This window comes from Bradyrhizobium sp. Ash2021 (assembly GCF_031202265.1).
Taxonomy (GTDB): domain Bacteria; phylum Pseudomonadota; class Alphaproteobacteria; order Rhizobiales; family Xanthobacteraceae; genus Bradyrhizobium.
The window spans coordinates 9,186,929-9,208,686 of sequence record NZ_CP100604.1 but is presented as its reverse complement, the minus strand read 5'-3'; the positions used below and the strand labels follow the sequence as shown (position 1 = coordinate 9,208,686).

Sequence of the window (21,758 nt, the reverse complement as noted above, 5' to 3'; positions counted from 1 at the left end):
TGAGAATGGTTTGAAACATGGTTTCCAGATTATTTATCAACTTTGCCTAGCGTGCGATTCGCAACAGCCACTATCCTTGGGATGTTAGAATCACCCGGCGGTGTGCCGAAACGAGGCGAATTTGATGCCCTCTGTCCCGCAAGCCTCCAGCATCCTCGCTTCGCTCGAGCAGGCGGCCTTCGTCTGGGATTTGGCTACCGATACCATCGCCTGGAGCGACAACGCTGCCCAGGTCTTCACCGACATTCCCCCGGCCACGCTGGCCAGCGGCGCCGAGTTCGCCAAGTTGATCGAGCCGGCGCGCTCGGTCCGCTTCGACGCGCTCGCGCAGTCGGGGCCACCGCGCGGCGGCGAAGGCGTGGCCTACCGAATCGAATATGGCGTGCGGAACTCGACGTCCGCGCCGGTGATCTGGATCGAGGAAACCGGGTGCTGGTTTGCCGGCCCCGACGGCAAGCCCGCGCGTGCGCAAGGCATCGTCCGCGTCAACAATGAGCGCCGCGCCCGCGATGAACAATTGCTCAAACTTTCGCGGCACGATCCGCTGACCGGCGAACTCAACCGCACCCATCTGATCGCCTCGCTGGCCGAGGCGATTGAGGAAACCGCACGCTTGCGTTCGTCCTGCGCCTTCATGCTGATCGGCATCGATCATCTGGCGCGGGTCAACGATGCCTTCGGCTTCGATGTCGCCGACGCCGTGATTGCCGAAGTCGGAAAACGCATTCGCACCCGCTTGCGCGGCGGCGACGTGCTCGGGCGGTTTTCCGGCAACAAATTCGGACTGATCCTGCGCAACTGCACCGTCGACGACACCAACGTCGCGGCGGAACGGTTCCTCGCCGGCATTCGCGACGAGGTGGTGCCGACCAAATCCGGACCGGTGTCGGTCACCGCGTCGATCGGCGCGATCAGCGTGCCGCGCTATGCCAAAAATGCCGACGAGGCGGTCAACCGCGCCCAGGAAACGCTCGACGGGGCCAAACGCCGCCGCGCCGGATCGTTCGCGCTGTGGCGGCCGAACGTCGAACGCGACGCCCAGCGCCGCGTCAATATCCGGGTCACCGACGAGATCGTGACCGCCCTCAACGAACGCCGGATCGTGACCGCGTATGAGCCGGTGGTCGAGGCGCGCTCGCGGCAGCCGGCGTTCTACGAGTGCCTGGTGCGGATGGAGCAGGACGACGGCCAGGCGCTGCTGGCGCCGGATATCGTTCCGGTCGCGGAGCGATTGGGCCTGATACGGCTGGTCGATCACCGCGTGCTCGAACTCGCGGTGGCGGAATTGGCGGCGTCGCCGAATGTGCGGCTCTCGCTCAACATCTCGCCCGACACCACGATGGATCCGGACTGGTGGAGCACGATTGAGTCGCTGATGCGGGCGAGCCCCGGCGTCGGCGAACGGCTGATCGTCGAAATCACCGAAACCGTCGCGATCCAGGATATCGACGACATCAGAGGTTTCGTGACGCGGCTGAAGAATTTCGGCAGCCGGATCGCGATCGACGATTTCGGCGCCGGCTACACCTCGTTCCGCAACCTGCGCAAGCTCGGTGTCGACATCGTCAAGATCGACGGCGCCTTCGTGCAGAACATCGCGCGCTCGGCGGACGACCGCGCCTTCGTGCAGACGCTGATCGATCTGGCGCGCCGGCTGCAGATCAAGACGGTCGCGGAATGGGTGCAGGACGAAGAGTCCGCGGTCATGCTGCGCGAGTGGGGCTGCGATTATATCCAGGGCCGCCTGATCGGACTCGCTTCGCCGGAGCGGCCATGGAGCGTGGCGGATGAAGCGGTGCTGCCCGCGGCGAGCTGAGCGTCGTCTCGCGCCAAGCGAGCGCAACTTTATCCGCCGTCGTCCCTGCGAAAGCAGGGACCCATACGCCGCGGCTTATCGATAAGGCGATTGGGTAGACGCCTTCGCGCAATATCAAAGATTTATGGTTATGGGTCCCCGCTTTCGCGGGGACGACGTGCTGAAAGATTCGCGTTTCGAAAGAAGAAAACTACTCTTCCTTCTTCGGCTCTTTCGACATGCGCTCGAGGCGCTCCTGCATTTCCTTCATCTGGCGGCGAAGGTCGTCGATATTGTCGTCGTCGACGGCAGGCTCCGGGACCTTCTCCGGTTCGGGCGCGGTTGCGCCAGCGCGCGGCGGCACGAACGGCTTGAACATCGAGAAGGTCTGCTGAAACAATTCCATGTTGCGGCGGACATGCTCTTCGAGCGGAGCAAAGGGCGTTCCGCTGAACGTGTTGGTGAGCTGCTTGCGGAATTTTTCCTGCTCGCGCGTCAGCGTGTCGATCGACTGCTCGAGATATTTCGGCACCACCATCTGCATGCTGTCGCCATAGAAGCGGATCAGCTGGCGCAGGAACGTGGTCGGCAGCAGATTCTGCCCTGCCTTGTTTTCCTGTTCGAAGATGATCTGCGCCAGCACGCCGCGGCTTATCGATAAGGCGATTGGGTAGACGCCTTCGCAAAATCAAAGATTTGTGGTTATGGGTCCCCGCTTTCGCGGGGACGACGTGCTGAAAGATTCGCGCTTTTAGAACAACGAAAGAAGAAAACTACTCTTCCTTCTTCGGCTCTTTCGACATGCGCTCGAGGCGCTCCTGCATTTCCTTCATCTGGCGGCGAAGGTCGTCGATATTGTCGTCGTCGACGGCAGGCTCCGGGACCTTCTCCGGTTCGGGCGCGGTTGCGCCAGCGCGCGGCGGCACGAACGGCTTGAACATCGAGAAGGTCTGCTGAAACAATTCCATGTTGCGGCGGACATGCTCTTCGAGCGGAGCAAAGGGCGTTCCGCTGAACGTGTTGGTGAGCTGCTTGCGGAATTTTTCCTGCTCGCGCGTCAGCGTGTCGATCGACTGCTCGAGATATTTCGGCACCACCATCTGCATGCTGTCGCCGTAAAAGCGGATCAGCTGGCGCAGGAACGTGGTTGGCAGCAGATTCTGCCCTGCCTTGTTTTCCTGTTCGAAGATGATCTGCGCCAGCACCGATCGCGTGATGTCGTCACCGGTCTTGGCGTCATAGACGAGGAAATCCTCGCCATCTTTCACCATCGCCGCGAGATCCTCGAGCGTCACATAGGTGCTGGTGCCGGTATTATAAAGCCGCCGGTTGGCGTATTTCTTGATCGTGGTGGGTTGGTCTGATTTCGCCATGGCTCACACATGCACACCGAGGACGGGGGAACCCGACGGCATCGCCGGCGGGCAGACGAGCAACGCAACGCAGCAAAGTAAGCATTTTCAATGCGGTTCGGCTACCGTTTTGTGCGGCACGGTTAATTCCAAGGCATGGAGGCTGCTCTGGAAACCGCCATCGACGCTAATTTGAATGCGTCGCGGCGTAATTTAGGCCTCTGACCGATTGACATGCCTCAATGACGTTAACAGGATGAGGCGAGAGACTGGCCAGCCAATCCGGCCGCCCGCCGTCCAAGAAACCTCAACCCCAGGAGATGTCCATGTCAGACGATGTCGTCATCGTCAGCGCCGCCCGCACCCCGGTCGGCAGTTTCAACGGCGCGTTCGCCACCATGCCGGCCCACGACCTCGGCGCGATCGCCATCAAGGCCGCCCTGGAGCGGGCGGGTATCGAGCCCGGCCGCGTCTCCGAAGTCATCATGGGCCAGATCCTGACCGCGGCGCAGGGCCAGAACCCGGCCCGCCAGGCCTCGATCGCGGCCGGCATTCCGGTCGAAAGCCCGGCCTGGGGCGTCAACCAGCTCTGTGGTTCGGGCCTGCGCACGGTCGCGCTCGGCTATCAGGCGCTGCTCAACGGCGATTCCGAAATCGTCGTCGCCGGCGGCCAGGAATCCATGAGCATGGCCCCGCACGCGCAATATCTGCGCGGCGGCACCAAAATGGGCCCGATCGAGTTCGTCGACACCATGATCAAGGACGGCCTGTGGGACGCCTTCAACGGCTATCACATGGGCAACACCGCCGAGAACGTCGCCCGGCAGTACCAGATCACCCGGGCCCAGCAGGACGAGTTCGCCGTCGCATCGCAAAACAAGGCCGAGGCCGCGCAGAAGGCCGGCAAGTTCAAGGACGAGATCGTCCCGGTCACCATCAAGACCCGCAAGGGTGACATCATCGTCAGCGACGATGAATATCCGCGCCATGGCGCCACCATCGACGCGATGGCCAAGCTCAAGCCGGCCTTCGAGAAGGACGGCACCGTGACCGCCGGCAGCGCATCCGGCATCAATGACGGCGCCGCCGCCGTGGTGTTGATGACCGCCAAGCAGGCCGCCAAGGAAGGCAGGAAGGTTTTGGGCCGCATCGTGTCCTGGGGCCAGGCCGGCGTCGATCCCAAGATCATGGGCACCGGCCCGATCCCGGCCTCCCGCGCCGCGCTGAAGAAGGCCGGCTGGAGCATCGGCGACCTCGATCTGATCGAGGCCAATGAGGCCTTCGCCGCGCAGGCCTGCGCGGTCAACAAGGACCTCGGCTGGGATACCGCCAAGGTCAACGTCAATGGCGGCGCGATCGCGATCGGTCACCCGGTCGGCGCATCCGGCGCGCGGGTGCTGGTGACGCTGCTGCACGAGATGCAGAAGCGCGACGCCAAGAAGGGCCTCGCCACGCTGTGCATCGGCGGCGGCATGGGCATAGCGATGTGCATTGCACGCGACTGAACAACAGGCAGAGTGACCGGTTGAATGATGAAAAGATCATCTGTCAACTTCAGACTACGCTGATAAAAAAGAAATGCCCGGTCTTGCGCCGGGCATTTTCATCTCTGGCGTTTCCGAACGAAGCGGGGACCTTCGTGAAAGAAACGCCTGACGTTCAACGATCAGGCTTCGTCAGGAGACCGGAACAATTCCGGCTTAAAAAACGACCGAGGAGGAGACCGACATGGCACGTGTTGCATTGGTGACCGGGGGTACGCGAGGCATCGGCGCGGCAATCAGCAAGGCGCTGAAGGCTGCGGGTTACAAGGTTGCGGCGAGCTATGCCGGTAACGACGCGGCGGCCGAAAAATTCAAGGCCGAAACCGGCGTTCCCGTCTACAAATGGGACGTCAGCTCGTTCGACGCCTGCGCCGCCGGCGTCAAGCAGGTCGAGGCCGATCTCGGCCCGATCGATGTCCTGATCAACAATGCCGGCATCACCAAGGACGGCGCCTTCCACAAGATGACGCTCGAACAGTGGAACGCCGTCATCAACACCAATCTCGGCTCGCTGTTCAACATGACCCGGCAGGTGATCGAGGGCATGCGCGCCCGCAAATTCGGCCGCGTCATCAACATCTCCTCGATCAACGGCCAGAAGGGCCAGTTCGGCCAGGTCAATTATTCAGCGGCGAAGGCCGGCGACATCGGCTTCACCAAGGCCTTGGCGCTCGAGAATGCCAAGGGCGGCATCACCGTGAACGCGATTTGCCCGGGCTATATCAACACCGAGATGGTGCAGGCGGTGCCGAAGGACGTGCTGGAGAAGAGCATCCTGCCGCTGATCCCGGTCAACCGCCTCGGCGAGCCCGACGAAATCGCCCGCGCCGTGGTGTTCCTCGCCGCCGACGAGGCCGGCGCCATCACCGGTTCGACGCTCACGATCAATGGCGGGCAGTATATGGTGTGACCGTTACTCATCGTCATTGCGAGGAGCGATAGCGACGAAGCAATCCATCTTCGCTATTGAAGACAGATGGATTGCTTCGCGGAGTTTATCATCGGGCGCGCATTTCGCGCGACCCGTTGGCTCGCAATGACGGATCAATGACCCCCCGCACCGCCACGCTGATCGGACTGACCGCAATCCTGATGTGGTCGCTGCTGTCGGTGATGACGGTTGCGACTGGAAAAATCCCGGCGTTTCAGCTGGCGGCGATGACGTTTGCGATCGGCGCCGCGGTCGCTTTCATCAGCTTCATCTGGCGGCCCGCAGCGTTCGGCGCGCTGAGGCAGCCATTGGTGGCGTGGGTCGTCGGCGTCGGCGGGCTGTTTGGCTATCACGCGCTGTATTTCCTGGCGCTGCGCTTTGCACCGCCGGCCGAAGCCGGGCTGTTGAATTATCTCTGGCCGCTGTTGATCGTGCTGTTCTCGTCGTTGTTGCCCGGCGAGCGGCTGGCGCCGCACCACATCATCGGTGCGCTGCTGGGATTGGCCGGCACGGTGCTGCTGTTCGCCGGCAACAGCGGCGGCGGGTTCGCGCCCGGCCAGATCCCGGGACTGGCTGCCGCCTTCGTCGCCGCGTTCGTGTGGGCGGCCTATTCGGTGATGTCGCGCAAGCTCAAGGCGGTGCCGACCGACGCGGTGGCGGGATTTTGCCTCGCGACCGCGGTGCTCGCAGCAATCGTCCATGGCCTGGTCGAGACCACGATCTGGCCGGAAACCACGACGCAGTGGCTGGCGATCATCGGGCTCGGCGTCGGTCCAGTGGGGGCAGCCTTCTTTGCCTGGGACATCGGCATGAAACGCGGCGACATCCGCGTGCTGGGCGCCGCGTCCTACGCCACCCCGCTGCTCTCGACCGCGTTTCTGATTCTCGCCGGCTTTGCCAAGCCGAGTGCCACGATCGCGATATCAGCGATCCTGATCGCCGGCGGCGGATTGATCGCAGCGAAGGATATGGTCTGGAAGCGCTGAGTCACACTCTCACTCCCGTCATTCCGGGCCTGCGCCAGGGGGCGCATCCACGATGTGAAATTGCACATCGGGGAATGACGAGCTCACGTCGGCTCCCAGTCCTTCGGCGCCAGCTCGAACGTCGCGAAATCAAATCCGGGCGCGACCGTACATCCGACCAGAGTCCAGTCGCCGCTGCTTACGGCGGATTGCCAGGTGTCCGGCGGCACGATGGCCTGTGGCAATTCGCCGGCCGCGAGATCCGGGCCGAGCCTGAAACTCCACTGCCCGTCGTCATCCGCAGTCTTCAATGTCAGTGCGCTGCCGGCGTAATAATGCCAGACTTCCACCGCGTCGATGCGATGCCAGTGCGAGCGCTCGCCGCGCGCCAGCAGGAAATAGATCGCGGTGGAGCGCGAACGTCCATCGGCGTCGGTGCGCGCATCGCGGAACGTCTCGCGAAAGTGCCCGCCTTCCGGATGCGGCCGCAATCCAAGCCGCGCGATGATGTCGGTAGCCGCCAGCGGAAGCGCCATCAGGATTTGTTCTTGCGTTCGCGCAATTCGCCGAACACGTCGGCGGCATTGGCGCCCTTCATGTGCAGCTTGGCGGCGACCGACGGATCGTCCGCGCGCAGGAACACGTTGGCCTTCTTCTCGTCGCCGAGCAGCGTCGGGATCGTCGGCTGGTTGGCGGCGCGCAGCCGCGTTACTTCCTCGGCGCGCGCTTTCAGCGCGGCATTATCCGAATCGACCGACAGCGCGAATTTGACGTTGGCCGCGGTATATTCGTGGCCGCAATACAGTTTGAAATCGTCGGGCAAGGCGCGCAGCTTCAACAGCGAATCCCACATCATCGGATAGGTGCCCTCGAACACCCGGCCGCAGCCGATCGAGAACAGGGTGTCGGCGGCAAACAGTGCCTTCTCGCCGTCGAAGACGTAGGAGATGTGATCGAGCGTATGGCCCGGGGTTTCCAGCACCCGCGCCAGCAGGCCGCCGACCTTGACCACGTCGCCATGGGCGGCGCGCAGGTCGACATTGGCGATCCTGGCGGATTTGTCGTGCGGCGCCACGACGCGGCAACGATATTTCTGCTTCAGCTCGGCGACGCCGCCGACATGGTCGTGATGATGGTGGGTGACCAGGATATCGGTCAGCGTCCAGCCTTCGCGCTCCAGCGCCTTGATGATGGGACCGGCCTCCGGCGCGTCGATCGATGCGGTCGCCTGGGTCGCGGGATCGTGGATCAAATAGCCGAAATTGTCGTTGAGGCAGGTGAAAGTACGAATTTCCGCGACCATGATATCTCCGTAAGTAAGGCGAACAGCCCCATGCGCCCAAGAAATATGGCGTTAACGCTCGCAGGGCAATGCAGGAATTGGCGCGCCGCACCAGCCGGCGGCGTGCCCTGTTGTTTTGACGCGTTTTCTCCGCGCGAACCGGTATCCACTTCGCTCGAAAACGCTATAGATTAAGCTCATGACCATCGATGTCATCGACCTCCGTGATTTCTACTCGCAGCGCCTCGGCATCGTGGCGCGGCAGCTGATCAACCGCGGCATCCGGGCGCGATGGCCCAATGCGGACGGCCAGCGCGTGCTCGGGCTTGGCTATCCGACGCCCTATCTCGGCCTGTTTCGCGAGGATTCGGAACGCTGCATCGCTTTCATGCCGGCGGCGCAGGGCGTGCTGAAATGGCCGACGGCGCGGCCGGCGCTGGCGACCCTGATCGATGAATTCTCGATGCCGCTTCCGGATGCCGCGGTCGACCGCATCCTGCTGGTGCATGCGCTGGAAATGTCCGACGATCCGGAGCGGTTGCTGCGCGAGGTGTGGCGCGTGCTGGCGCCGTCCGGCCGGCTGATCGCGGTGATTCCAAACAGGCGCGGGGTGTGGACCCGCACCGACAACACGCCATTCGGTCACGGCCGGCCCTATTCGCGCGCGCAGATCACGCAATTGCTGCGGCAGACCTGGTTCACGCCGACGGCGTGGGGCGAGGCGCTGTTCCTGCCGCCGGTCGGGAAAGGCTGGTTCCTGCGCTCGGCCATGGCGTGGGAGCGCGTTGGCGCGGCGCTGTCGCTGCCGTTCGCCGGCGTGCATATCGTGGAAGCGACCAAGCAGGTCTATCGCGCGATCCCCGCACAGCGCGAACGCGCGCGGCTGATTCCGTCGCTGCAGCCAGTGCTGGTGCCGACGTCAACGGCGACGCGGGGATAAAGACAGGGCGGGCACGCTTTCGCGGCCCGCCCTGTCAAATTGCTAAACGCGTATTGCGATAGCGCTGCTTATTCATTCCCCGGATTGAAATCTTCGCTCGGTGCCGCCGGTGCGGCCACGCCTTCGGGGCGCGGGCCGTGCGGCCGGCGGCGACGGCGCGGGAAGCGCTCTCCGCCGCCATTGCCTTCGAACCCGCCGGGGGCGCCATTCACCTGCGGCTGCGGGCCGGTGATGAACGACGGCAGACGATCGACCCCGCCGGCATCGGCAATCACCGGCTGCGGCTGGGGCTGCGGCGGCTGATATTGTGGCTGCGGACGATGCTCGCGATCACGATCGCGATAATGTTCGCGCGGCTGCTGGTCGCGCGGCTGGTAGGGCTGGCCTTCACGCTGATTGTTGTCGCGCGGATTGTTGTCGCGAACGTAGGGCTGCGGCTGCTGTGGAACGAAGCCCGGCTCCTGGCCGAAATGCGAGAAGCTCTCGCCCTCGTCGTCGCCTTCCTCGGCGGGCATTTCATTGTCGGTGCGCGGCTGCGGCTGGTTCTGCCGGAACTGCTCCTGGGCAGCGGCAATCAGGCGGAAATAATGCTCGGCATGCTGGTAGTAGTTCTCGGCGGCGACCGGATCGCCGGACGAGCGCGCGTCGCGCGCCAGCTGAACGTATTTTTCCGCAACGTGGGACGCGGTGCCGCGAATCTTGATGTCCGGTCCGTTGGATTCGAACACCCGGGTCATCGGGTTTTGACCGCGCCGGTTATTGTTGTTGTTATTATTATTGTTGTTGTTCCGGTTACGCATCCGCTTGTTGTTCTGACCGTTTCTCATGTCTCGCCTTTTATTCCAGCCCTGAAGTTATGCAGTTGCCGTCGTAGCCTGATCCGATCCGCCGCGCGATTGCGCGCACCGAATCACGATGCCGTCCAGATTCCTGTCGATTTCGCCAACCATCGCGTTCAGCAAAGACGCGTTCCCCAACGGCCGACATTCGTGCCAGCCGGACCAAATCATTCAGCCCGCCAAAGCAGGCCAGGTTCCTATTGCGTACGTGTTTCTTGCGTAAGTCTTCAAGCGCAATATCAGGCTTTCGTTCGCTTTGCGGTCGAGAGCAGCACAGCTTTGGCTATTGCGCTCGAATGGACCCGCGTTTTGGAACCTTTCAATCGGCGGGCTCTCGTCTCGAGAACTCTGGCCTTCACCCGTACACCTACGGGGCCAGTACCCCTGGACCGATGCTGTGGCCGGAACGTAGTCGCTCCCGGGCAATATTCCAAGCGATTTTTTTGCGTTCCAATGGGACTTTATCGGGGCGTTTTGCGGCCGGCGACGGCCCTCTGGATGCCCGCCAGGTCGGCTTTTGGGGCGCCTGCGGGCGCTAATCCCGCCGCCGTCATCAAGCCCTGGATCGGGCCGCTTTGGCCCTGTCCGGCCTCCACAACCAGCGCGCCACCCGGCGCCAGAAGACCCGCGGCCTGCGGGATCAGCGCCCGGTAGGCGTCAAGCCCGTCGGCGCCGCCGTCGAGCGCGGCGCGCGGGTCGTAATCCCTGACCTCGGCGGCGAGGCCTGCAATATCCGCGGCGCGGATATAGGGCGGGTTGGACACGATCAGGTCGAACGGGCCGGAGAGCCCGGTTGCATAATCGCAGGCCACGAACGTTGCGCGATCGGCGAGCCGGGCGCGCGCGGCATTGGCGCCGGCGGTCTGCAGCGCTTCCGCCGAGATGTCGGTGCCGAACCCGTGGGCCTGCGGCAACTCCGACAACAGCGCCAGCAGGATCGCGCCGGAGCCGGTGCCGAGATCGGCGATGCGCAACGGACGATGTAAGGCGCCGTCGTTGCGCAACATCTCCAGCGCCAGTTCGACTACCGTTTCGGTGTCGGGCCGCGGCACCAGCGTCGCGCGCGAGAGTTGCAGCGGCAGGCCCCAGAATTCCTTGTGGCCGAGGATCCGCGCGACCGGCTCGCCGGCGAGACGGCGGCGCGTGAAATCTTCCAGACGAAGCGCTTCGCCGCAGTCGAGAAGGCGGTCCGCTGCCGTGATCATGCCGGTGAGGTCGAGGCCGAGAACCGCGCCGACCAGCATTCGCGCATCGAGTTCGGCGGAATCGATGCCGCCGGATCTGAACCGCGCGGTGAGCGCGCGCCGCGCGGCTTCGACGGTTCGGCCGGCGAGGGTGTCGGTCATTTTCCGAACTCGCTCACACCTATCGACCCGTCGTCCCTGCGAAAGCAGGGACCCATACGCTGCGGCTTCTCGATTCCGGTGGTGGATGTCCATATCTCGGGCAATAACGAAGGCCTGTGGTTATGGGTCCCTGCTTTCGCAGGGACGACAACTCATTTGTGTTCACGCCGCGGAGCCCTGGGCAGCGAGCTGGGCGGCCTGATGCTCGGTGGTCAGCGCGTCGATCAGCTCTCCCAGCGCTTCGCCCGCGATCACCTGCGGCAACTTGTAGAGCGTCAGATTGATGCGGTGGTCGGTGACGCGCCCTTGCGGGAAGTTGTAGGTGCGGATGCGCTCGCTGCGGTCGCCGGAACCCACTTTCTCCTTGCGATCTGCCGAGCGCACCGCGTTGATGCGCTGCTGCTCGGCGTCATAGATGCGCGAGCGCAGGATGTTCATGGCCGAAGCGCGGTTCTTGTGCTGCGAACGGCTGTCCTGCATCATCACCACGATGCCGGTCGGAATGTGGGTGATGCGGATCGCCGATTCGGTCTTGTTGACGTGCTGGCCGCCGGCGCCCTGCGCGCGCATGGTTTCGATCCGCAAATCGTCGTTCTTGATATCGACGTCGACATCCTCGACCTCGGGCAGGACCGCAACCGTCGCCGCCGAGGTGTGAATCCGCCCCTGCGTCTCGGTGTCGGGCACGCGCTGCACCCGGTGCACGCCGGATTCGAATTTCAGCTTTGCGAATGCGCCGCGGCCCTGCACCTCGGCGACGATTTCCTTGTAGCCGCCCATGGTGCCTTCGCTGGCGGAGATCACCTCGACCTTCCAGCCCTGCAGGCCGGCAAAACGCTCATACATCCGGAACAGGTCGCCGGCGAACAGGGAGGCCTCGTCGCCGCCGGTGCCGGCGCGGATTTCCAGCACCACGTTGCGGTCGTCCATCGCGTCCTTGGGCAATAGCGCGACGCGGATCTGCTGCTCGAGCGCGGTGTTGCGGGCCTGCAGCGTCTCGAGCTCGGCCTCCGCCATGCCGCGCATCTCGGGATCAACCGCGGAGTCCGCGATCAAGCTCGCGGTATCGACGATCTCGGCCCGGACGGCGCGATAGGCCTTGACGGCATCGATCAGCGGATTGAGTTCGGCAAGCTCGCGCGTGATGGCAACGTATTTCTCGGAATTGAGCTGCCCAAGCAGCTGGGCTTCGAGGGAGGCGTGATGGGCGAGCAGGATATCGAGTTTGGCTTCGGGTAACATTGGAGCGTTCTCAACTGCGAAAGAGGGAGGCGGCGTTGTCGCGACCGAGCCTCGCTACAACGACAGCCCCTCGGCTTCCGCGAATGCAATCAGCTTCTCCCGGATCGACACGCTGCCGGACGGTGCGTCCAATAGCGGCATCATCATCGCCTCGGCCTTTTTGGCGTCGAGATCGAGGATCAGCGCCTTGACCGGACCATGCCCGGTGGCGGACAGCGACAGCGAGCGGTAACCCAGCGCGATCAGCGCCAGCGCGCCGAGCGGCTTGGATGCCATCTCGCCGCACAGGGACGCAGCTTTTTTCGCCGCGTTGGCCTTGCGCACGATGTCGCGCAGCGCGCGCAGGATCGGCGCCGACAGGGTATCGAACCGTTCGGAAACTTTTGCGTTGCCGCGATCGACCGCGAACAGGAACTGGAACAGATCGTTCGACCCGACCGAGACGAAATCGACCTTCTTCAAGAGTTCGTCCATCTGATAAAGCAGCGCCGGCACCTCCACCATGGTGCCGACGTCGATGCGTTCCGGCAGCGCGTGGCCGTGCTGGCGCAGATAAGTCAGTTCGCGCTCGACGATGCCTTTGGCCTGATCGAATTCGGCGACTTCGGAAATCATCGGAAACATGATTTTCAGCGCGCGGCCGCCGCCGGCGCGCAGCAGCGCGCGAATCTGGCCGCGCAATAATCCCGGCCGATCCAGCCCGAGCCGGATCGCGCGCCAGCCGAGCGCGGGATTTTCCTCGATCACGGTCTCCATATAGGGCAGCGCCTTGTCGCCGCCGATGTCGAGGGTGCGGAACGTGACCGGCTTGGTGCCAGCGGCATCCAGCACCGTGCGGTACAGCGCGAGCTGGTCGCTGGTCCGCGGCAGGCTCTGGCCGACCATGAATTGCAGTTCGGTGCGGAACAGGCCGATGCCGGCGCTGCCGGTATCGTCGATATGCGGCAGGTCGATCACGAGGCCGGCATTGATCATCAGTTCGACCGGCTGGCCGTCCTTGGTCACGCAGGGCTTGTCGCGCAACGCTGCATATTGCGCCTGCCGCCGGGCCCGGAACCGCACCCGCTCGGCATAGGCCGATTCGATCTCGGCCGAGGGGCGGACGTAGATCGAGCCCGAGGTGCCGTCGACGATGATGGCGTCGCCGGGGTCGGCGATCCCGGGCGCGTTGGGTATTTCGCCGACGGCGGGAATGCCGAGCGCGCGCGCCACGATCGAGACGTGGGAGTTGGCGGTGCCTTCCTCCAGCACCAGGCCGCGCAGCCGCTTGCGGTCATAGTCGAGCAGCGCCGCGGGGCCCATCGCGCGCGCGATCAAAATGGCGTTTTCGGGAAGCTGCTCGCGCGAGGGCGCATGATCCTGGCCGACCAGTTGCCGCATCAACCGGTGGCCGAGATCCTCGAGGTCGTGCAGGCGATCGCGCAAATAGGGGTCGGTCGAACGCAGCATGCGCGCGCGGGTGTCGGACTGCACGCGTTCGACGGCAGCTTCCGCGGTCAGGCCGGTGGCGACCGCCTCATGCAGCTTGTGCGACCAGCCGTGATCGTTGGCGAACATGCGGTAGGCTTCCAGCACCTCGCGGTGTTCGCCGCCCTCGGCGACGTCGCCGCGCTCCAGCATGCGGTCGAGATCGGCGCGCAGCTTGGTGAGGGCGGCATCCAGCCGCTTGATTTCCTTCGGCAGGTCTTCGGCGATGTAATTGGTGATGACGACGCGGGGCTCGTGCAGCACCACATGGCCGAGCGCGATACCGTCGGACAGGATCGCCCCGGTTTTGTGCAGGGAGTGCCGCGCCGCGGGCTCGGCGCCGGGCTGCGCCAGCGCGGCCAGTTCGCCGGAGGCGATCATCTCCGCCAGCACCATCGCGGTGGTCTGCAGCGCCTCGACCTCTTCCTCGACGTAAGTGCGCTTGGCGCGGTTCTGCACCACCAGCACGCCGAGCGTGTTGCCGGCGCGCAGGATCGGCACGCCCAGGAAGGAATGGTAGATTTCTTCGCCGGTCTCCGGGCGGAACGAGAACGCCGGATGGCTTTGCGCGTCGCTCAGATTGAGCGGTGTCGCCTCGCTGGCGACCAGGCCGACCAGGCCTTCATGCGCGCTCATCACCGTCCTGTGCACGGCGTCGCGGTTCAGACCCTCGGTGGCGTAGAGTTCGAGCGTGTTATCGACGCGCAGCACATAGGTCGAGCAGACCTCGGCGACCATGTTGGCCGCGATCAGCACCACGATCTTGTCCAGCCGCTCCTGGGCCGAGACCTGCTCCGCCATGGTTTCGCGGAGCCGTCTTAACAAGACGCGGGGGCCTCCCGACGCGCTCCGCATGTGCTGGTACCCTCCCCCGAAAGGCCAGCCCGCCGGGTGGCCGGTAGCTGGCGTGAAACGCAAGAAAAACGACAATTTTATTCATTCGGCGCCGCCACAAGCTCGCTCCCGGCCGAATCAGGATCGCCAAAAACTGTGGCACAGTTTGCGGCAGCTCACCTATCAGGCCGTATAGCCAATCGAGGCTTGCTTTGCCAAGCAAAACGCCTGCCAGACGCAATAACGCCTCTGTAACGTCTCTGTCAGCCAATGCTGCGCCCGCGAAGCGCGTTATCCGCCAAATGCGGGCGGTTTGGCGGTCAGATCACGCGCCAAGGCGAAAGGGAAAAATCTGCTACTTCGATCGCCGAAAATGGATTGGAAGTCCGCCAAACCCGGCTCAACCTTCCCAAAATCACACCTGATCGAGTCCATAGAGCGTGTGCAGGGTGCGCACCGCCAGTTCGGTGTAGGCGGCGTCGATCAGCACCGAAAACTTGATCTCGGAGGTGGTGATGGCGCGGATATTGATATTGCGCGCGGCCAGCGCCTTGAACGCCTGTGCCGCGACGCCGGCATGGCTGCGCATGCCGCTGCCGATCACCGAGACCTTTGCGACATCGGTGGCGCTGTCGAGCCGCGCATAGCCTATTCTGCTCTTGGACGCCGTAATGGTGTCGCGGGCGCGGTTATAGTCGGAAGCCGGCACCGTGAAGGTGAGGTCGGTGGTCTTGCCGTCCTCCGAGACGTTCTGCACGATCATGTCGACGTTGATATTGGCTTCCGCCAGCGGCCCGAAGATCGAAGCGGCGACGCCCGGCTTGTCCTCGATCTGGCGCACCGAAATCTGGGCTTCGTCCTTGGAGAAGGCGATGCCGGTGACGACGTGGCTTTCCATGATTTCCTCCTCGCTGCAGATCAGCGTGCCCGGCGGCGTGCCGTGCGGGTCGATATCTTCGGGCTTGTCGAAGCTGGAACGGACGAACACCGGCATATTATGGACCATGCCGAGTTCCACCGAACGCACCTGCAGCACCTTGGCGCCCTGGGAAGCCAGTTCCAGCATGTCCTCGAATGCGATCTTGTCGAGCCGCCGCGCCTTCGGCACCACGCGCGGGTCGGTCGTATAGACGCCGTCGACATCGGTATAGATATCGCAGCGGTCGGCATGGATGGCGGCGGCAATCGCGACCGCCGAGGTGTCGGAACCGCCGCGGCCGAGCGTGGTGATCCGGTTGGTCTGCGGATTGATGCCCTGGAAGCCGGCGATGACCGCGACCTCCTTGCGATCCTTGAAGCGGTTGACGATCTCGGAGCCGTCGACCTCCAAAATCCGCGCCGAAGCGTGGACGTCGGAGGTCCGAATCGGGATCTGCCAGCCCTGCCAGGAGCGGGCCTGGATGCCGATGGCCTGCAGGGCGATCGCCAGCAGTCCGGAGGTGACCTGTTCGCCGGAGGCGACCACGGCGTCGTATTCGCGGGCGTCGTGCATCGGCGACGCGTCGCGGCTCCATTCGACCAGCTCGTTGGTCTTGCCGGACATTGCCGACACCACCACGGCGACGTCATGGCCGGCGTCGACTTCGCGCTTCACATGGCGCGCGACGTTGCGGATTCGGTCGATATTGGCGACGGACGTACCGCCGAATTTCATCACGAGGCGGCCCATGACGACGCGTGCATTCCCTGCGAGGATAAGTAAGGTAACCCGCGCGGAAACTCGAGCGCCCGGGGCGAAAGCGGCGTATACATAGCGGCGCGGTCGGGGGCAAGCAACCGGGTTCATTTTCACCCGGAAATGGCGCAAATTGCTGTGGTAGCAGGTTAATTCAGGGCAGGCGTATGGGGCGTTATATCGACGAAATCCTCCAGCCCGGCGAAAAGGTGCTGTATTCGACCAATGCGCACTGGATGTTCTATTTGCCGGCGATCGCGGCCTGGATCGTGGCCCTGATCCTGCTCATCCTGTCCCGCGCGACGACGACCGAAGGCGTCGTCCTGTTGTGCCTGTCCGCCTCGGCCGTGGTGGCGGTCGCCGCGCTGTACTGGAGCGCCAAAGCCTGGTTCCATCGCTGGACCACCGAGACCGACGTCACCAATCTGCGCGTGATCCACAAGACCGGTTTCATCACACGCAAGACATTCGAGATGAGCCTCGACAAGGTCGAGAGCGTCGACGTCAACCAGAGCATTCTGGGCCGCATCCTCAACTACGGCGACGTCACCATCCTCGGGGTCGGCGAGGGCAAGCAAACCATCTCGACCATTGCCTCGCCGCTGGCGTTCCGCAATTCCATCACCGCGCGATAGGGCGCAGCGCGCAAACCCATGGCCATGCAACAAAATTCTCCCGCCAACATGTCAGGCGCTTCCACCAGCACCGTCGACCCCGCCGAAGTCGCGAAATTTTCAAAACTGTCGGACGAGTGGTGGGATCCCCGCGGCAAGATGGCGCCGCTGCACAAGATCAATCCGCTGCGGCTGACCTATATCCGCGATGCCGCCTGCCGCAAGTTCGAGCGCAACGTCAGAAGCCTGAATTGCCTGTCCGGCCTGCGCATGCTCGATATCGGCTGCGGCGCCGGCCTGTTGTGCGAACCGTTCACCCGGCTGGGTGCTCAGGTGATCGGGATCGATCCGTCCGCCACCAATATCGCGGCGGCAAAGCTGCATGCCGACAAGGGCCATCTGTCGATCGACTATCGCTGCACTACGGCAGAAGAAATGGACGTGCGTGAACGCTTCGACCTCGTATTGGCGATGGAAGTGGTCGAGCACGTCACCGATGTCGGCGTGTTCCTCAACCGCTGCACGGCGATGCTCAAGCCGGGCGGGATGATGGTGATCTCGACGCTCAACCGCAACTGGAAGAGCTTTGCGCTGGCGATCGTCGGCGCCGAATACGTGCTGCGCTGGCTGCCGCGCGGCACCCATCAATGGGACAAGTTCGTCACCCCCGACGAACTCGCCCAGCATCTCGCTGACAACAAGCTCACCATCACCGAGCAGGCCGGCGTGGTCTACAACCCGCTCGCCGACAAATGGAACATCTCGTCGGACATGGACGTGAACTACATGGTGGTGGCGGAGGGGGGTTAGGTTTCTGTCGTCCCTGCGAAAGCACTGCGAAAGCAGGGACGACGAGAGATTTTGGCGCAATCGCAATCCTGTCATGCGCCGTGCAGGTTGACCGCATGCCTCGCGCCCGGCACGGTGGCCGCCATTTTAGCCGGCAACGAATCCCCGCACATGTTCAGCATCGCCTCGCTCTGGATTCCCTTCACCATTACTGCTGCGCTCGGCCAGGTCGCGCGCAATGCGATGCAGCGGTCGCTGACGCGGCCGCTCGGCACCTGGGGCGCGACCAATATCCGCTTCCTGTTCGGGTTTCCGTTCTCGATCGTCTTCTTCGTGGTTGTGGTCGCCGTGACCGGCGACCATGTGCCATGGCCGACGGCTCAGTTCTGGCCGTGGCTGCTGCTCGGCGCGCTCACCCAGATCACCGCCACCGGCATGATGCTGCTCGCCATGAACGACCGTTCGTTCGTGGTGACGACGGCTTACCTCAAGACCGAAGCGATCCAGACCGCGATCTTCGGTTTTGTGTTCCTCGGCGATCATCTGACCTGGCTCAAGGTGATCGCGATCCTGATCGCGACGGCCGGCGTGGTCATTGCTGCGCTGCGGCCGGGTGCCGGAAAGGGCTTTGCGGATTTGAAGCCGACGCTGCTTGGCCTTGGCGCCGCTGCGTCGTTCGCGCTGTCGGCGGTCGGCTTTCGCGGCGCTGTCATCGTGGTGCCCGGCGTGTCGTTCGTGACCGCGGCGTCCTACACCCTGGTGTTCGGGCTGTTCGTGCAGACGCTGGTGCTGACGGTCTATCTGCTGTTTCGTGCGCCCGACGTGCTCAGAAAAATCCTCGGATTGTGGAGGCCCTCGATGCTCGCGGGCTTCATGGGCGCGTTCGCATCGCAGTTCTGGTTCCTGGCGTTCGCGCTGACCGCCGCCGCCAACGTGCGCACGCTGGCGCTGGTCGAAGTATTGTTCGCGCAGGGCGTGGCGTATTATTCGTTCAAACAGCCGCTGTCGGCGCGCGAATTGTCCGGCATCGTGCTGATCGTGATCGGCGTGGCGCTATTGGTCGCGGTCTAGTCAGCGCTTGAAAGCGATCAGCACGGCGCCCGCGGCGATCAGCGCGATGCCGAACCAGCCGTTCAGCGACGGCCGTTCGCCCAGAAACACCACGCCGAACAGCGCCACCAGCACCACGCTCAATTTGTCGATCGGCGCCACCAGCGTCGCCGGGCCGAGTTTTAGCGCGCGGAAATAGCAAATCCAGGAGGCGCCGGTGCCGAGGCCCGACAGCACCAGGAAGATCCAGCTCCTGGTCGAGATCGGTCCGAACTGATTGAACTGGCCGGTCGCGAACAGGATCAGCGCCAGGCTGAACAGCACGACGACGGTGCGGATCAGGGTGGCGAGATCGGAATTGATGTCCTCGACGCCGATCTTGGCGAAGATCGCGGTCAGCGCCGCGAAAGCGGCGGAGAGCAACGCCCAGACCAGCCAGGAAGGAAGCGTCTCCGGGCTCATGAAGAATCCTTCAAACGACACCGCCCGTCATTGCGAGGAGCGAAGCGACGAAGCAATCTATACTTTCTGTGCGGATAAATGGATTGCTTCGCTTCGCTCGCAATGACGTGGAGCCGCCAGCTACCGTTAACGCATCAATTTCTATCGTCCGGCAGTACCGGCAGCGGCGAGACCTCGACGCCTTCGTCAATCAGCGCACGCGCTTCCTCCGGCGAAGCTTCGCCATAGATCGGGCGGTGCTCGATATCGCCATAATGCATCTTGCGCGCCTCGTTGGGGAAGCGCTCGCCGACATTGTCGGCGTTTTTCACGATGTGATCGCGCAACTCCTTGATCTTGGCGCGCAGCTCGCGCTCCTGCGCCATCAACAGCGGCGTCGACCCCGGCGCCGCTACCTCTGTGGCTGCAACATCCGCAGGCGCTGCGGGCGCGGCACTTTCGCGGCCCTTCTTGCTTACGATCTGCGGGGCCATGATGGCCCGCTCGACCTTGGCCGAACCGCAGGCCGGGCAGTTCACCAGTTTGCGCTTTTCCTGGGTTTCATAGGCCGAGGAACTCTGAAACCAGCTCTCGAACGTATGGCCGCGCTCACAGCGCAGGTTATAGCGGATCATGCCGATCCCCGGACGAGATGCAGATGTTCCGGACCGGCCTTGGGGTCGGCGATGCCAAAACGCCGACCGTGCTGCAGCGACGGCACGGCTTTGCGCGCCATCTCGACCTTGGTGGGATCGATCCTGGCGAGGAAAACCCCGGGCTCGACGCCGCCCTCGGCCAGCACGACGCCCCAGGGGTCCACGATCAGCGAATGGCCAAACGTTTCGCGCTTGTTCTCGTGCATGCCGGCCTGGGCGGCCGCGAACACGAAACAGCCGGTCTCGATGGCGCGGGCGCGCAACAGCGTATGCCAATGCGCCTCGCCGGTCTTGCGGGTGAAGGCGGAGGGCACCGTGAGATACGACGCGCCGCTTTCGGCGAGCGCGCGATAGAGCGCGGGAAAGCGCACATCATAGCAGATCGTGAGCCCGATCCGGCCCCACGGCAGGTCCGATATCACGGCGGTTTCGCCCGGCTGGTAATTGGCGGATTCGCGATAGCTCTCGCCGCCGGGCAGATCGATGTCGAACATGTGGATCTTGTCGTAGCAGGCGAGCAAATTGCCGTCAGGTCCGATCAGGAACGAGCGGTTGACGGCGCGCTCCGGCGAAAAGCGCAGCGCCAGCGAACCGATATGGATGTGGATCTTCAATTCGGCCGCAAGCGCGCGATAGGCCTTCAGCGACTTGTCGTCCTCTTCGGGCGCGAGATGCTCGAACAGCGCCTTGCGGTTCAACTGCATCATGTTGCTCACCTCGGGGGTGAGCACATAGTCGGCGCCTTGCGCCGCCGCCTCGCGGATCAGTTTTGTCCCTTGCTCGAGGCTGGGCTCAGGCAACAATCCGGTGCGCATCTGCACCATTGCTGCGGTAAAAGTGTTGTCAGTGCTCATGAGCCGGCCTTTTCGCCCGCCAGCAGCCCATCGAGCCTGCCCTCGCGGTCCAGGGCGTAAAGCTCGTCGCAGCCGCCGACATGGGTTGCGCCGATGAAGATCTGCGGAAAGGTCGAGCCGGCGCCGGCACGATCCCACATCTGCTGTCGAAGTGTCGGGTCGGTGGCGACATTAAACTCGGTGTATACGGCATTCTTGCGCGTCAGCAACGATTTGGCGGCGGAGCAATAGCCGCAGCCCGGACGGGTAAAGATGTCGATGGCAGCGGTCATGACGCGCTCTGTTGTTGAGGGTTGCCGATTATATGGGAGCTTTATGGGTGTCCACAACCCGCGCAAATACCAGCACGTCGACTGCGGCGGCCTTGGCGCGCAATAACGCCCGCGCGCAGGCGTCGACCGTGGCGCCGGTGGTCAGGACGTCATCGACCAGAAGCACCCGGCGGCCGGCGATGTCGGCGGTTCGGTCGCTGGCGACCTTGAACGCGCCCTGGACGTTGCTGGCGCGCTGCGACCGGGACAGGCCGATCTGCTGCTCGGTGGCCCGGACGCGGCGGAGCGCTTCGGAGGCTAGTTTCACGCCGCTTTGCCTGGAAATGATGCGCGCCAGTGCACCGGACTGGTTGTAGCGGCGGCTCCAGCCGCGCCGCCAATGCAGGGGAACCGGGACCAGTATGTCGGCTTCGTTAAGTAATTCCTGACCCGCCCGCGCCATCCAGCGGCCCATCGCGGGCGCCAGATCGGTGCGGTCCTGGTATTTCAGCGCATGCACCAGCGTGCGCGCGACATCGTCATAGCGCACGGCGGCGCGGGCGCGCGCATAGGCCGGCGGATTGGCGATCGCTTCCATCGACAATAATTCGGGGCCGGGATCGTAGACAAAGGGAATGCCGAGCCGAGGGCAGAACGGCGGCGCGATGAACGACAATTTTGCCCAGCACTCGGCGCAGACGCCTTCGCCGTTGACCGGTTCGCGGCAGGCCACGCACAGCGTCGGCAGCGCGATGTCGAGCGCCAGCCGCGCCGTGTGGGCCCACACGCCACGGGCGGCGTTCAACGCGCCGCGCAAATGGCCGGTAATGGAGCGTGGTGGTGATGCCTCGGCGTCCATGGGCGAAGGTTAACGCCGCGGAGCGCGATGCT

Annotated in this window: 21 protein-coding genes and 1 pseudogene; 8 read left to right on the top strand and 14 right to left on the bottom strand. The window is 63.9% G+C overall.

Annotation, left to right across the window (positions count from 1 at the left end; genetic code table 11):
* Positions 1–124 precede the first annotated feature (124 nt).
* Positions 125–1,816, top strand: coding sequence for a bifunctional diguanylate cyclase/phosphodiesterase (locus tag NL528_RS44210; protein ID WP_309180614.1), 1,692 nt, complete (start codon positions 125–127; stop codon positions 1,814–1,816).
* A 190-nt stretch (positions 1,817–2,006) separates the two neighbouring features.
* Here the strand turns inward: NL528_RS44210 and NL528_RS44205 are convergent.
* A pseudogene (locus NL528_RS44205) lies at positions 2,007–2,450 on the bottom strand (polyhydroxyalkanoate synthesis repressor PhaR); the annotation flags it as partial.
* A gap of 118 nt (positions 2,451–2,568) precedes the next feature.
* Positions 2,569–3,168: a polyhydroxyalkanoate synthesis repressor PhaR gene (gene phaR / locus NL528_RS44200; RefSeq protein ID WP_309180613.1), complete on the bottom strand. Its 600-nt coding sequence runs from the start codon at positions 3,166–3,168 to the stop codon at positions 2,569–2,571.
* Positions 3,169–3,473: 305 nt separating this feature from the next.
* Between phaR and NL528_RS44195 the strand changes: the two genes are divergently transcribed.
* From NL528_RS44195 to NL528_RS44185, 3 genes are all read left to right on the top strand, one after another.
* A complete protein-coding gene (locus tag NL528_RS44195) occupies positions 3,474–4,652 on the top strand; it encodes an acetyl-CoA C-acetyltransferase (protein ID WP_309180612.1) in 1,179 nt (392 codons plus the stop codon).
* 223 nt (positions 4,653–4,875) lie between these two features.
* Complete coding sequence (gene phbB, locus NL528_RS44190) at positions 4,876–5,601, top strand: acetoacetyl-CoA reductase (RefSeq protein ID WP_309180611.1); 726 nt, start codon at positions 4,876–4,878, stop codon at positions 5,599–5,601.
* Between the two features lie 137 nt (positions 5,602–5,738).
* On the top strand, positions 5,739–6,608 hold the full coding sequence (locus NL528_RS44185; RefSeq protein WP_309180610.1) for an EamA family transporter: 870 nt from the start codon (positions 5,739–5,741) through the stop codon (positions 6,606–6,608).
* 83 nt (positions 6,609–6,691) lie between these two features.
* Here the strand turns inward: NL528_RS44185 and NL528_RS44180 are convergent, their stop codons facing one another.
* Together NL528_RS44180 and gloB are read right to left on the bottom strand one after the other, a co-directional pair.
* A complete protein-coding gene (locus tag NL528_RS44180; RefSeq protein ID WP_309180609.1) occupies positions 6,692–7,123 on the bottom strand; it encodes a cupin domain-containing protein in 432 nt (143 codons plus the stop codon).
* Positions 7,123–7,890: a hydroxyacylglutathione hydrolase gene (gene gloB / locus NL528_RS44175; RefSeq protein ID WP_309180608.1), complete on the bottom strand. Its 768-nt coding sequence runs from the start codon at positions 7,888–7,890 to the stop codon at positions 7,123–7,125. Before gloB ends, NL528_RS44180 begins: the two co-directional genes overlap by 1 nt.
* Before the next feature lie 178 nt (positions 7,891–8,068).
* On the opposite strand from gloB, the gene NL528_RS44170 reads away from it, so the two are divergent.
* A complete protein-coding gene (locus tag NL528_RS44170; RefSeq protein WP_309180607.1) occupies positions 8,069–8,809 on the top strand; it encodes a methyltransferase domain-containing protein in 741 nt (246 codons plus the stop codon).
* Positions 8,810–8,877: 68 nt separating this feature from the next.
* Here the strand turns inward: NL528_RS44170 and NL528_RS44165 are convergent, their stop codons facing one another.
* The 5 genes from NL528_RS44165 to NL528_RS44145 all read right to left on the bottom strand — a co-directional run bounded on the left by NL528_RS44165 (position 8,878) and on the right by NL528_RS44145 (position 16,206).
* A complete protein-coding gene (locus NL528_RS44165; RefSeq protein WP_309180606.1) occupies positions 8,878–9,636 on the bottom strand; it encodes a DUF4167 domain-containing protein in 759 nt (252 codons plus the stop codon).
* Positions 9,637–10,109: 473 nt separating this feature from the next.
* Complete coding sequence (gene prmC / locus NL528_RS44160) at positions 10,110–10,994, bottom strand: peptide chain release factor N(5)-glutamine methyltransferase (protein WP_309180605.1); 885 nt, start codon at positions 10,992–10,994, stop codon at positions 10,110–10,112.
* Positions 10,995–11,156: 162 nt separating this feature from the next.
* Entirely contained in the window at positions 11,157–12,236 is a 1,080-nt protein-coding gene (gene prfA, locus NL528_RS44155; protein ID WP_309180604.1) for a peptide chain release factor 1, read from the bottom strand.
* Between the two features lie 54 nt (positions 12,237–12,290).
* Positions 12,291–14,558 (bottom strand): phosphoenolpyruvate--protein phosphotransferase, encoded by a 2,268-nt coding sequence (gene ptsP / locus NL528_RS44150; protein WP_309180603.1) that lies wholly within the window; start codon positions 14,556–14,558, stop codon positions 12,291–12,293.
* 394 nt (positions 14,559–14,952) lie between these two features.
* Complete coding sequence (locus NL528_RS44145; RefSeq protein ID WP_309180602.1) at positions 14,953–16,206, bottom strand: aspartate kinase; 1,254 nt, start codon at positions 16,204–16,206, stop codon at positions 14,953–14,955.
* 173 nt (positions 16,207–16,379) lie between these two features.
* Here NL528_RS44145 and NL528_RS44140 point away from each other — a divergent pair, with 173 nt between their 5' ends.
* The 3 genes from NL528_RS44140 (at position 16,380) to NL528_RS44130 (ending at position 18,686) form a co-directional block, all read left to right on the top strand.
* Positions 16,380–16,847 (top strand): PH domain-containing protein, encoded by a 468-nt coding sequence (locus NL528_RS44140; protein ID WP_309180601.1) that lies wholly within the window; start codon positions 16,380–16,382, stop codon positions 16,845–16,847.
* Positions 16,848–16,865: 18 nt separating this feature from the next.
* Complete coding sequence (ubiG, locus tag NL528_RS44135; protein ID WP_309180600.1) at positions 16,866–17,636, top strand: bifunctional 2-polyprenyl-6-hydroxyphenol methylase/3-demethylubiquinol 3-O-methyltransferase UbiG; 771 nt, start codon at positions 16,866–16,868, stop codon at positions 17,634–17,636.
* Between the two features lie 150 nt (positions 17,637–17,786).
* Positions 17,787–18,686 (top strand): DMT family transporter, encoded by a 900-nt coding sequence (locus tag NL528_RS44130; RefSeq protein WP_309180599.1) that lies wholly within the window; start codon positions 17,787–17,789, stop codon positions 18,684–18,686.
* On the opposite strand, the gene NL528_RS44125 is transcribed toward NL528_RS44130, so the two are convergent.
* The 5 genes from NL528_RS44125 to NL528_RS44105 all read right to left on the bottom strand — a co-directional run bounded on the left by NL528_RS44125 (position 18,687) and on the right by NL528_RS44105 (position 21,726).
* Positions 18,687–19,127 (bottom strand): EamA family transporter, encoded by a 441-nt coding sequence (locus NL528_RS44125; protein WP_309180598.1) that lies wholly within the window; start codon positions 19,125–19,127, stop codon positions 18,687–18,689.
* 134 nt (positions 19,128–19,261) lie between these two features.
* The gene (locus tag NL528_RS44120; protein WP_309180597.1) at positions 19,262–19,741 is read right to left on the bottom strand and encodes a DUF1178 family protein; all 480 of its coding nucleotides are present in this window, start codon (positions 19,739–19,741) and stop codon (positions 19,262–19,264) included.
* Positions 19,738–20,616 carry a carbon-nitrogen hydrolase family protein gene (locus tag NL528_RS44115; protein ID WP_309180596.1) on the bottom strand — a complete coding sequence of 293 codons (879 nt, stop codon included), beginning with the start codon at positions 20,614–20,616 and terminating at the stop codon, positions 19,738–19,740. Before NL528_RS44115 ends, NL528_RS44120 begins: the two co-directional genes overlap by 4 nt.
* Positions 20,613–20,888, bottom strand: coding sequence for a glutaredoxin 3 (gene grxC / locus NL528_RS44110; protein ID WP_309180595.1), 276 nt, complete (start codon positions 20,886–20,888; stop codon positions 20,613–20,615). Before grxC ends, NL528_RS44115 begins: the two co-directional genes overlap by 4 nt.
* Positions 20,889–20,916: 28 nt before the next feature.
* Positions 20,917–21,726 carry a ComF family protein gene (locus NL528_RS44105; protein WP_309180594.1) on the bottom strand — a complete coding sequence of 270 codons (810 nt, stop codon included), beginning with the start codon at positions 21,724–21,726 and terminating at the stop codon, positions 20,917–20,919.
* Positions 21,727–21,758: the final 32 nt, after the last annotated feature.

Excerpts from the sequence above, each read along its gene's own strand:
- NL528_RS44120 (WP_309180597.1), bottom strand. The coding sequence starts at position 19,741 with ATGATCCGCTATAACCTGCGCTGTGAGCGCGGCCATACGTTCGAGAGC.
- grxC (WP_309180595.1), bottom strand. The coding sequence starts at position 20,888 with ATGACCGCTGCCATCGACATCTTTACCCGTCCGGGCTGCGGCTATTGC.
- NL528_RS44170 (WP_309180607.1), top strand. The coding sequence starts at position 8,069 with ATGACCATCGATGTCATCGACCTCCGTGATTTCTACTCGCAGCGCCTC.
- prmC (WP_309180605.1), bottom strand. The coding sequence starts at position 10,994 with ATGACCGACACCCTCGCCGGCCGAACCGTCGAAGCCGCGCGGCGCGCG.
- NL528_RS44130 (WP_309180599.1), top strand. The coding sequence starts at position 17,787 with ATGTTCAGCATCGCCTCGCTCTGGATTCCCTTCACCATTACTGCTGCG.
- NL528_RS44140 (WP_309180601.1), top strand. The coding sequence starts at position 16,380 with ATGGGGCGTTATATCGACGAAATCCTCCAGCCCGGCGAAAAGGTGCTG.
- NL528_RS44165 (WP_309180606.1), bottom strand. The coding sequence starts at position 9,636 with ATGAGAAACGGTCAGAACAACAAGCGGATGCGTAACCGGAACAACAAC.
- prfA (WP_309180604.1), bottom strand. The coding sequence starts at position 12,236 with ATGTTACCCGAAGCCAAACTCGATATCCTGCTCGCCCATCACGCCTCC.
- NL528_RS44125 (WP_309180598.1), bottom strand. The coding sequence starts at position 19,127 with ATGAGCCCGGAGACGCTTCCTTCCTGGCTGGTCTGGGCGTTGCTCTCC.
- gloB (WP_309180608.1), bottom strand. The coding sequence starts at position 7,890 with ATGGTCGCGGAAATTCGTACTTTCACCTGCCTCAACGACAATTTCGGC.
- phaR (WP_309180613.1), bottom strand. The coding sequence starts at position 3,168 with ATGGCGAAATCAGACCAACCCACCACGATCAAGAAATACGCCAACCGG.
- NL528_RS44145 (WP_309180602.1), bottom strand. The coding sequence starts at position 16,206 with ATGGGCCGCCTCGTGATGAAATTCGGCGGTACGTCCGTCGCCAATATC.
- NL528_RS44210 (WP_309180614.1), top strand. The coding sequence starts at position 125 with ATGCCCTCTGTCCCGCAAGCCTCCAGCATCCTCGCTTCGCTCGAGCAG.
- NL528_RS44195 (WP_309180612.1), top strand. The coding sequence starts at position 3,474 with ATGTCAGACGATGTCGTCATCGTCAGCGCCGCCCGCACCCCGGTCGGC.
- NL528_RS44180 (WP_309180609.1), bottom strand. The coding sequence starts at position 7,123 with ATGGCGCTTCCGCTGGCGGCTACCGACATCATCGCGCGGCTTGGATTG.
- ptsP (WP_309180603.1), bottom strand. The coding sequence starts at position 14,558 with ATGCGGAGCGCGTCGGGAGGCCCCCGCGTCTTGTTAAGACGGCTCCGC.
- ubiG (WP_309180600.1), top strand. The coding sequence starts at position 16,866 with ATGGCCATGCAACAAAATTCTCCCGCCAACATGTCAGGCGCTTCCACC.
- NL528_RS44115 (WP_309180596.1), bottom strand. The coding sequence starts at position 20,616 with ATGAGCACTGACAACACTTTTACCGCAGCAATGGTGCAGATGCGCACC.
- NL528_RS44185 (WP_309180610.1), top strand. The coding sequence starts at position 5,739 with ATGACCCCCCGCACCGCCACGCTGATCGGACTGACCGCAATCCTGATG.
- NL528_RS44105 (WP_309180594.1), bottom strand. The coding sequence starts at position 21,726 with ATGGACGCCGAGGCATCACCACCACGCTCCATTACCGGCCATTTGCGC.
- phbB (WP_309180611.1), top strand. The coding sequence starts at position 4,876 with ATGGCACGTGTTGCATTGGTGACCGGGGGTACGCGAGGCATCGGCGCG.